At 66.5% G+C, this 9,621-nt stretch carries 8 protein-coding genes; 5 read left to right on the forward strand and 3 right to left on the reverse strand.

The features are described 5' to 3' along the window. Both LI94_RS18495 and LI94_RS21940 read left to right on the forward strand, forming a co-directional pair. The coding region (locus LI94_RS18495; RefSeq protein WP_046302102.1) for a phosphoribosylglycinamide synthetase C domain-containing protein at positions 1 to 779 on the forward strand (779 nt) is incomplete at its 5' end. Positions 780 to 809: 30 nt separating this feature from the next. Then, positions 810 to 1,448: a hypothetical protein gene (locus LI94_RS21940; RefSeq protein ID WP_024441917.1), complete on the forward strand. Its 639-nt coding sequence runs from the start codon at positions 810 to 812 to the stop codon at positions 1,446 to 1,448. Between the two features lie 37 nt (positions 1,449 to 1,485). Here LI94_RS21940 and LI94_RS18505 read toward each other — a convergent pair whose 3' ends face one another. From LI94_RS18505 to LI94_RS18515, 3 genes are all read right to left on the reverse strand, one after another. Next, on the reverse strand, positions 1,486 to 3,444 hold the full coding sequence (locus LI94_RS18505; protein ID WP_046302103.1) for a hypothetical protein: 1,959 nt from the start codon (positions 3,442 to 3,444) through the stop codon (positions 1,486 to 1,488). Between the two features lie 39 nt (positions 3,445 to 3,483). Further along, a complete protein-coding gene (locus LI94_RS18510) occupies positions 3,484 to 5,283 on the reverse strand; it encodes a hypothetical protein (protein ID WP_024441915.1) in 1,800 nt (599 codons plus the stop codon). 266 nt (positions 5,284 to 5,549) lie between these two features. After that, positions 5,550 to 6,377, reverse strand: coding sequence for an alpha/beta hydrolase-fold protein (locus LI94_RS18515; protein WP_046302104.1), 828 nt, complete (start codon positions 6,375 to 6,377; stop codon positions 5,550 to 5,552). 80 nt (positions 6,378 to 6,457) lie between these two features. On the opposite strand from LI94_RS18515, the gene LI94_RS18520 reads away from it, so the two are divergent. The 3 genes from LI94_RS18520 to LI94_RS18530 form a co-directional block, all read left to right on the forward strand. After that, positions 6,458 to 7,075, forward strand: coding sequence for a TetR family transcriptional regulator (locus tag LI94_RS18520; protein WP_046302105.1), 618 nt, complete (start codon positions 6,458 to 6,460; stop codon positions 7,073 to 7,075). A 138-nt stretch (positions 7,076 to 7,213) separates the two neighbouring features. Further along, positions 7,214 to 8,737: a Re/Si-specific NAD(P)(+) transhydrogenase subunit alpha gene (locus tag LI94_RS18525; RefSeq protein ID WP_024441912.1), complete on the forward strand. Its 1,524-nt coding sequence runs from the start codon at positions 7,214 to 7,216 to the stop codon at positions 8,735 to 8,737. A gap of 36 nt (positions 8,738 to 8,773) precedes the next feature. Further along, a partial coding sequence (locus tag LI94_RS18530; RefSeq protein ID WP_046302106.1) for an NAD(P)(+) transhydrogenase (Re/Si-specific) subunit beta occupies positions 8,774 to 9,621 on the forward strand: 848 nt, incomplete at its 3' end.

The raw sequence follows: 9,621 nt of genomic DNA on the forward strand, positions 1-9,621 counted from the left end.
GTATAAGAGACAGGGCCCACGCCGCCGGACTGCTCGACAGCGGGCATCCGGTGCTGCTGGAATCCTTCCTGGACGGTCCCGAACTATCTCTGTTCTGTGTCGTCGACGGCGCTACCGTGGTCCCGTTGCTGCCGGCGCAGGACTTCAAGCGGGTCGGTGACGGCGACAGCGGCCCCAACACCGGCGGCATGGGCGCTTACGCACCGTTGCCGTGGTTGTCCCGGGAGGCTGTCGCCGGCATCGTCGCCGACGTCGTTGAGCCCGTCGCGGCCGAACTTGTCCGGCGAGGCGCCCGGTTCACCGGATTGCTGTATGCCGGTCTGGCGATGACGTCGACCGGGCCGGCGGTGGTCGAATTCAATTGCCGCTTCGGCGATCCGGAGACCCAGGCGGTGTTGGCACTGCTCGAGTCGCCGCTCGGGCAGTTGCTGCATGCCGCCGCCACCGGCGGGCTCAGCGAGTTCGGCAAGTTGCGCTGGCGGGATGCGGCGGCGGTGACGGTGGTGCTGGCCGCGGAGAACTATCCCGGCCGGCCGCGCGTCGGTGACGTGATCGTGGGCGCCGAGGCCGACGGGGTTTTGCACGCCGGCACCGCACGCCGTGACGATGGGGCGGTGGTGTCCTCCGGCGGGCGGGTGCTGTCGGTGGTGGGTGTCGGAGACGACCTGAATGCCGCGCGTGCCGACGCCTACCGGATCCTCGACTCAATACGCTTGCCGGGAAGCCACTTCCGCAGCGACATCGGCGCGGCCGCCGCCCAGGGGAAGATCCAGATCTGACCGCAGGGGCCTACCGCTATCCTGGGTGGCATGGCTGACCACACTGAACCGGAGTCCACTGAATCCGAAAAGCAGGACGACCCGGCGAAAAGTGAATCCGAAGCGCAGGAACGCCCGGCAAAAGCCGCCGGCACGGCGAAACGGCGGTCAGCTCCGACCCCGGCTCCGACACCGCCGCAGTCGAGCACCGTCCGCCCCCTGCTGATCGCCGCGGCGGTCGGACTGGTAGCCGGGCTCATCGGTGGTGCGGCCGTCGCCGGCTTGTGGCACCCGTCCGGTGGCTCGTCCTCGGGTGGTTCTGCCAAGTTCAGCGGTGAGCAGGTCAACGACGCGAAGAAAGACGTGTGCGGCGCGGTCGTGCTCGCTCGCCAAGCGGTGGCCAACAACATGCACATGAAAAACCCGGAGCCGGAGAACCCCGTGGCCCAACTCGCGGTGGCCGCCAACGCCCGGTTGTCGCTGACTGCGGGTGCGGCTTACCTGCGTGGCCGGCTCGAGGCGGACCCCGCGACGCCGCAAGACATCGTGGACTCCACCGAGAAGATGGCCGGTGCGCTGGAGCGCCTGAACCTCAGCTACCTTGTCGGGCAACCGAATACGGAGCGCGAGCAGCTGGGGCATGACCTCGATTCGCACATCACCACGCTGGGCAAGCTCTGCCAGCAGTAGACGGTGGTCACCGTCTGAGGTGACGCTGCACGCCGCGTCAGAACCAGCTACTCGGGTCGAAGAAGTCGAAGCCGCCGGCCGTCAGGTCGATGCCCGACACCGCATCTCCGGCGTCCAGCGGTGCGACGGCGTCGAACATGCTGAACATGCCCGACAGGTCGATGTTGCCGAACGGGGTGATCAACGTGTCGGTGATGCTGGACGCGGCCGTGCCGTCGGCGTTCGCCACGGCCTCATAGACGTTCGTGAAGCCCCAGAGATCGGTGACGCTGTAGACCGTGCCCAGTGTCGGCAACTCTGCGATTTGCGCGTCGGTCAGACCTGAGAGGGCATCGACTGAGGTGACGGTGAACTGCGTGGTCTCGATGCCGAAGATGTTCGACATGTTCTCGCCGAGAGTGACTGTGCCCAGGTCGGCGCCGCTGCTGTCGTACATGGCGACCCCGGTCTGGCTGGGCAGGAAGGCTCCCAGCGCGTTGACGCCGGCGATCTGCAGCAGCGGCGCGATGCCGAATAGCGGATAGGCGCCATCGGTGTTGAACCCGTCGCTGCCTGGGTCGAAGGTGAGGCCGCCGATGGTGAACGCGTTGTCGGAGAGCGTGGCGCTGTCAGACGTCGCAGCGAGTGCCCCCAATGGTGCCGCCGGGTCCAGCGGGGCGGTGGCATCGAATGACGTCGGTAGGTTGAGGTTGCCGAACGGAGTCACCAGGGTGTTGGTGATGGCGGCCGATCCGCCGCCGGTTCCCGGGATGGCTTCGTAGACGTTCGCAAAGCCGCCGCCAAAGTCGGTGACGCTGTAAACCGTTCCGACCGCGGGCAGGTCGCTGAGGTTCATACCGTTGAGCACCTCTGCGATGTCGGCAGTGGTGATGCCGCTGCCGGTCAGATTGATGCCGCTGCTGGCGAGGGCGATGGTGACCGCGGTGTCGTCGATCTCGCCGTTGCCGAAGGTCAGCGGTGCGCTGTTGGCTGCCAAGGCAGCGGCCAACTCCTGCGCGGTGAAGTTGGCGCCGGTGAAGTCGAGTTCGGCGCTCAGCGCGCCTTGGATCGCGTCGGCGGCCGGGGTGATGGCCCCGACGGTGAACTGCGTGCTGTCGATCCCCAACAGGTCGGAGTACCAGAGATAGCTGGCGACGCTGCCGGCGTCGCTGCCGTTGGTGTAGACGTCGAAGACCTGGGACGTCTGAGTGCCGCTGGTGCCGGTGCCGCTGATGTTGATCCCACTGGCCGCGAAGTTCAGTAACGGGGCGAAGCTGGCCAGCGACAGCGGTTCGGCCACGGTGACTCCGCCGCTGCCCGGGTCGAAGGTGGTGCCGCCGATGGTAAAGGCGTTATCGCTGAGACCGGTGACGCCGGAGGTGTTCCCCAGTGCTTCCAGCGCCGCACCCGGGTCCAGTGGTGCGATGGCGTCGTAGGACGTCGGCAGGTCGAAGTTGCCGAACGGGGTCATCAACGTGTTGGTGATGCTGGCCGCGGCTGTACCGTCGGCGTTCGGGGTGGCCACGTAGACGTTGGCGAAGCCGCCACCGAAGTTGGTGATGCTATAGACGGTGCCGTCGGCCGGGAGCTCGGCAGCCTGACCGTCGGTGAGGCCCGCGGCGGGATCGATGCTGGTGACGGTGAACTGCGCCGTCTGGATGCCCAAGAGGTTCTGCACGTTGGTGGAGGTCAGGATCGTACCGAGCGTGACGCCGCTGCTGTCTTCGAGCGTGAACTGCTGCGATCCGAGACTGAGCAGACCCAGCAGGCTGTCGCTGCCCAGCGACAACAGCGGTGCGTTGGCGAATACCGGGGTGAGGGGCTCATAGCCGGGCGTCGCTGCGCCTAGGAAGTCGATCGCCATCGGGTCGGTGAAGGTGAGGCCGCCGATGGTGAAAGCCGCGTCGGCGTCGCTTTCGGCGACGGCCGTAGCGGTTTGCAGGAACGCGGCGGTCAGCAGCCCGCCGCCCGCAGTGACGGCGGCAGCGGTCAGTTGTATACGTCGATTCCTCTTCACAGGTATTCCTCTCTGTTCGATTGGATTTCAGGCAGTGCGTCAGAGGCCGAAGAGCGCCAGCGGGTCCCAGGAGGAGGCCATCGCTGACATCGCGTCGTCGAGACCGGTGAAGGCGTCGCCCGGGTCGAGCGGGTTGGCGGCGTTGAACATGTCGAACAGCGAACTCAGGTCGACGTTGCCGAACGGGGTCACCAGGGTGTCGGTGATGGTGCCGTCCTCCCCGGGCGTGGCGATGTAGATGTTCTGCCAACCGCCGCCGAAGTTGAGGACGTCGTAGACCGTTCCCTTCACCGGCAGCAACGCGTCCTCCATACCGTCGGCGGCCGTGACGCTTTGGACGGTGAACTCGGTGTTGGCCATACCCAGCAGGTTCGCCACATTTACGCTGGCCCGGATGGTTCCGAGGTCGGTGTCGTCAGTCCCGCCGTAGATGGTGAAGTCTTGCGGCGCAAAGTTGATCGGGTCCACCCCAGCGCCGAGAGCGACGGTGGCGCCGCCGAGGCTCAGCAGCGGCGCGGCGCCGAACAGCGCGGGAATGGCGCGGAAGCCCTCGGCCACGTTGTCGCCGGCTCCGGTGAACGGGTCGAAGACGTAGCCGCCGAGGCTGAAGGCGTCGTCGCCATAGGAGCTGTCGCCGACCTGCAGGCCGGTGAAGGCGTCACCCGGGTCGAGCGGGTTGGCGGCATTGAAGCCGCCGAACAGTGCGTCCAGGCTCATGTTGCCGAACGGGGTCACCAGGGTGTCGTGAACGGTGCCGTGGGTGACGGTGCCGTCTTCGGCGACGACGTCCGGGGTGGCGGTGTAGACGTTCGCCCAGCCGCCGCCGAAGTTGAACGCGTCATAGACCGCTCCCTTAACCGGCAGCAACGCGTCGTCAACACCGTCGGCCGCTGTGACGTTTTGGACGACGAACTGCGTGTTGGTCATGCCCAACAGGTTCGTCACGTCCACCGCCGTGTGGGCGGTGCCGATCTCGGTGGCGCTCGACCCGGTTCCGTTGTAGACGGTGAAGTCCTGGGGTGCGAACGGGGTGGGCTGCACGTTGGGGAAGGCCGTGCTGATCACCAGTTGGCCGCCGCCGAGATTCAGCAACGGCGGGATACCGGCGAGCGAGCTGACGGGGGCGAAGCCGTCGGTCACCGTGCCGTCCTCCCCGGTGCTGAACGGGTTGAAGGTGAAGCCGCCGATGCTGAAGGCGTCATCGCCGATGCTGCTGTCGCCGGCCTGCAGCGCGGCGAACGCGAGGGACGGGTCGAGCGGGTTGGCGGCGTTCATGCCGACGAACAGCGCGTCGAGGTTCATATTGCCGAACGGCGTCACCAGGGTGTCGGTGACGGTGCCGTTCTCGCCGGGAGTGGCGACATAGACGTTGTAGAAGCCGCCGCCCAGGTTGAACACGTCGTAGACGGTTCCGGTCACGGGAAGTGCCGAGGCCTCGACACCATCGGCGGGGGTGCTGCCGGTGACGGTGAACGCGGTGTTGGGCAGGCCGAACAGATAGGAGACGGTTTCGTTGGTGTCGATGCTGCCGAGCGACGTGGTGCCGTTGGATAGATCGAAGCTCTGCGGGGCGAGGTCCAAGATGTTTCTACCGACCGCCACCGACCCGCCGCCCAGGCCCAGCAGCGGCGGCGCCAGGTTGAGCGGTGCGACGAGGTTGAAGCCCTGGCCGCCGCCAGTCAATGTCGGATCGAATGTGGTGCCGTCGATGGTGAAAGCGTCTTCACCGGGCGCGGCGGCAGCGACTGCGCCCTGGACAAAGGCCACTAATGCCGCGGTGATCAAGCCGCCACCCGCGGTGGCAGCAACGGTGGCCGTTCGGATAAGTCGATTTGTCATCACGGGCCTTCCAATCCGTCGAAAGGGCTCAGAAAACGTTGAGTTAAACGTGAGTGCGCATTCTGAATTTATCCCGAGTGCTCTTCGTCACACAAGATATTTGCGGTTATGTAAATGCGGCAACTTTCTCCAAAGTCCTGGAAAACAAGCGAAATTCGCGAACCGATAAGTCCGATTTTCGCGACGAATCGTCCGAGTTTGGAAACGATGGGTGGCGATCGCGCCGCGAGCGGCTGAGATATGTCCTTTTTAAGTGGAACTTGCGCTCAGGCCGTCAGCAGCGGAGCTATCCAAGTCAACTCGGCCGGAATCTGGGAACTCCAATATGTGCCGTCGTGCCCACCGGGGGAGAACCCGCCCGCGGGAGGGTTGGGCAGCTGGGCGATAAACGCCTGAGTTGCTGAATAGAACGGGTCGTCGTTTCCGCAGTCCACCCGAATCGGTATCGAGCCGAGTGCGGGCATCCCGAAAACGGAGTTGGCCGAGTAGTCCGACGCGCCATCGAATGCCCCCGGCGCTGTCGCTCCGGGGGTCAGCCACAGTGCGGGGCTGACCGCGCAGATCGCTGCGGTTCGGCGCGCGCCGAGTCGACCCCCCAGCAGCAGCGCGCCGTAGCCGCCCATCGACCAGCCGATGAAACCCACTCGCGAGGTGTCCAGGCCCTGCTCGGCCAGCAGTGGCAATAACTCCTCGGTCACCATGGCCCCCGAGTCCTCCCCGGATGTGCGGCGGTGCCAGTAGCTTCCGCCGCCGTCGACGGCGACCACCGCGAACGGCGGCAGCCCCGCGTCGACAGCTTCGGCCAGGCCCTGTTCGACCCCACCGGCCATCACCGTCGCGGCGTCACTTCCCTTGCCGTGCAACGCGATCAGCGGACGCAACGTCCCGGTCTGGCCGGGGGGCCGGGCGATCGCCCAATTGGTGGTGATACCGCCGCGCGCGGCCGAGACGAACGAGCCCGTCGTCATTGTGGGTGCGGCCTGCGCGGGCCGCGCACCAAGTAGTGAACTCGTCCCCATTGCACCCGCACTGCCCAGCATGACCCCGGCGCGCAGCACCGCTCGTCGGCTCAACACAGGCATGGCGGCCATCATGCCAGCGTGGTGCTGTTTGTCGGCAAAAGACGGAAACGCATGATGCGTCGCAACCTGGGCTGGCAGCATCTCTAGGCGTGATGACAGCAGTTACGCCCAAGGGCGAGCGGCGGCGGTATGCGCTGATCAGCGCCGCTGCCGAGCTGCTGCGCGAAGGCGGGTTCGATGCGGTGCGACACCGCGCCGTAGCGCAGCGGGCCGGTCTGCCACTGGCATCGACGACCTATTACTTCTCGTCACTTGAAGACCTCATCGCGCACGCGGTCGAACACATCGGGATGTTGGAGGTCGCGCAACTGCGGGCTCGTATCACCGAGCTGTCCCGGCGTCGGCGCAGTGCCGAGACCACGGCGGACATCCTGGTCGAGCTGTTGGTGGGGGATGAGAGCGGTGAGCAGATCACCGAGCAGCTCATCTCCCGCTATGAGCGCTACATCGTGTGCTCTCGCCACCCGGCGCTGCGTGACATTCAACGCCGTGTCCTGCACCAACGGTCTGATGCGGTCACCGAGGCTGTCGAGCGCTCCGGGCGGATCGCGCGAGTCGAGATGGCCTATTCCCTGGTCTGCATGGTCGACGGTGCGGTGATGGCGGCGCTCGTCGATGACCTGCAGGGCCCCCGGGCGGCGGCCCGGGCCGCGGTCGTCGACGTCATCGATATGCTCGCTCCCCTGGACCAGCGCGCGGTGTCGGCCTGAGAAGCCCACACGGTATGCTGCCTCGATCCCTTTATCGCTCTTTAGCTACTGGCGGGTAACGAGGGGTCCGGAGGTGCTGGGAAAGGCGCCGTAAGCGCCGGAAGACGGCGAAGAGACGCGGATGTGGAGAGCTACGTCATGAATATCGGTGTCCTATCCGAGGCGCAGCCCGGTGAGACGCGTGTGTCGGCGACGCCGACGACCGTCGCTGCACTAGCCAAGCTCGGTTACGACGTCGTAGTGGATTCCGGTGCCGGAGAAGCGTCGTCCTTTTCCGACGCCGCGTACACCGAGGCCGGCGCCACCATCGGGGATGCCCGCACCGCCGACATCGTCTTCGGGGTCAACGCCCCCTCGACCGAGCAGCTGGACGGAATGAAGCCGGGTGCGACGCTGGTCAGCCTGTTGGCACCGGCCCTGAACCCCGATCGCGTGGAGGACCTGGCCCGCCGGCCCATCACGGCGCTGTCGATGGACGCGGTTCCCCGGATCTCGCGTGCGCAGTCGCTGGACGTGCTGAGCTCCATGGCCAACATCGCCGGGTACCGCGCCGTGATCGAGGCGGCCCATGTCTTCGGCCGGTTCTTCACCGGCCAGGTGACCGCCGCGGGCAAGGTGCCGCCGGCCAAAGTGTTGGTGGTGGGCGCCGGAGTGGCGGGCTTGGCCGCGATCGGCGCCGCCGGCAGTCTTGGGGCGATCGTGCGGGCCACCGACCCGCGTCCCGAGGTGGCCGACCAGGTCCGCTCGCTCGGCGGGGAATACCTGTCGATCGAATCGACGGAGACCGAGGTATCGGCCACCGGCTACGCCAAGGAGATGAGCGACGACTACAAGGCCCGGGAGGCGCAGCTCTACGCCGACCAGTGCGCCGATGTCGACATCATCGTCACCACCGCGCTCATCCCCGGTAAGCCCGCGCCGCGGATCATCACCGCCGACATGGTGGCGTCGATGAAGCCGGGCAGCGTGATCGTCGACATGGCCGCGGCCAACGGCGGCAACGTCGAGGGCACCGTCAAGGACCAGGCCGTCGTTACCGACAACGGGGTGACGATCATCGGCTACACCGACCTGGCCGGCCGGCTGCCCGCGCAGGCGTCGCAGCTCTACGGCACCAACCTGGTCAACCTGATGAAGTTGATGACACCCGGCAAGGACGGCCAGCTGGTGCTGGACTTCGACGACGTGGTGCAGCGGTCGATGACCGTGGTGCGCGACGGCGAGTCGACGTGGCCCCCGCCGCCGGTGCAGGTCTCGGCCGCCCCGGCCAAAGTCGCCGAAGCACCGGTGGTCGCGCAGGCCAACAAAGAACCGATGTCGGCCGGGCGCCGGCTGGGTGTGGTGGTCTCGGCCGCAGCCGTGCTGTTCGCGCTGGTCGCGATGGCGCCGGCCGCGCTGCAGGTGCACCTGATTGTCTTTGCGCTGGCGATCGTGATCGGTTACTACGTGATCGGTCATGTGCACCACGCGCTGCACACGCCGCTGATGTCGGTGACCAATGCGATCTCGGGGATCATCGTGGTCGGCGCGTTGCTGCAGATCGGCCACGGCGACCCAGCCATCACGAGTTTGGCCGCCGCGGCGATCCTGCTGGCCAGCATCAACATCTTCGGTGGATTTGCGGTGACCCGCCGCATGCTCGCCATGTTCTCTCGCAGCTGAGGCGCTGCGCACCCCGACTTGGAGTAGACCCCGCTTATGTTTTCAGTTGAGACCGCCGCCTCGGCGGCATACATCGTCGCGGCCTTGCTGTTCATCCTGGCCCTGGCCGGGCTGAGTAAGCACGAGACGTCCAAGGCCGGCAACAGCTTCGGCATCCTGGGGATGGCGGTGGCGCTGGCGGCGACGATCACCTTGGCGGTCCATCACGACATCAATCCGGTCGGCCTGGCGTTGCTCATCGGGGCCACCGTGGTGGGGGCGGCGATCGGCTTGTGGCGGGCCAAGGTCGTCGAAATGACCGGGATGCCCGAGCTGATCGCGCTGCTGCACTCGTTCGTCGGTCTGGCTGCCGTGCTGGTCGGCTGGAACGGCTACCTGCATGTCGAGGCTGCCAGGACCGGACCTGACGCGCAGGAGCTGGCGGCCTCGGGCTTGCTGGGTATTCACTCCGCTGAGGTGTTCATCGGAGTGTTCATCGGGGCGGTCACCTTCACCGGCTCGATCGTGGCCAACCTCAAACTGTCCGCGCGGATGAAGTCCAACCCGCTGATGCTGCCGGGCAAGAACTTCCTGAACATCGGCGCTCTGGTCGCGTTCTTCGCACTCACGGTGTGGTTCGTGCACGAGCCGCAGCTGTGGCTGCTGATCGCGGTCACCGTGCTGGCGCTGGCACTGGGTTGGCATCTGGTGGCCTCCATCGGTGGCGGCGACATGCCGGTGGTCGTCTCGATGCTCAACAGCTACTCCGGCTGGGCGGCGGCCGCCTCGGGCTTCCTGCTCTCCAACGACCTGCTGATCATCACCGGCGCGCTGGTCGGCTCCTCCGGCGCCTACCTGTCCTACATCATGTGCAAGGCCTGTCTCTTATACACATCTGACGCTGC

Origin of the sequence: Mycobacterium sp. UM_Kg27 (genome assembly GCF_000972905.1) — a bacterium.
Lineage (GTDB): Bacteria > Actinomycetota > Actinomycetes > Mycobacteriales > Mycobacteriaceae > Mycobacterium.

Coding starts and splice junctions, on each gene's coding strand:
- LI94_RS21940 (WP_024441917.1), top strand. CDS start 810: ATGGCTGACCACACTGAACCGGAGTCCACTGAATCCGAAAAGCAGGAC.
- LI94_RS18510 (WP_024441915.1), bottom strand. CDS start 5,283: ATGACAAATCGACTTATCCGAACGGCCACCGTTGCTGCCACCGCGGGT.
- LI94_RS18515 (WP_046302104.1), bottom strand. CDS start 6,377: ATGATGGCCGCCATGCCTGTGTTGAGCCGACGAGCGGTGCTGCGCGCC.
- LI94_RS18520 (WP_046302105.1), top strand. CDS start 6,458: ATGACAGCAGTTACGCCCAAGGGCGAGCGGCGGCGGTATGCGCTGATC.
- LI94_RS18525 (WP_024441912.1), top strand. CDS start 7,214: ATGAATATCGGTGTCCTATCCGAGGCGCAGCCCGGTGAGACGCGTGTG.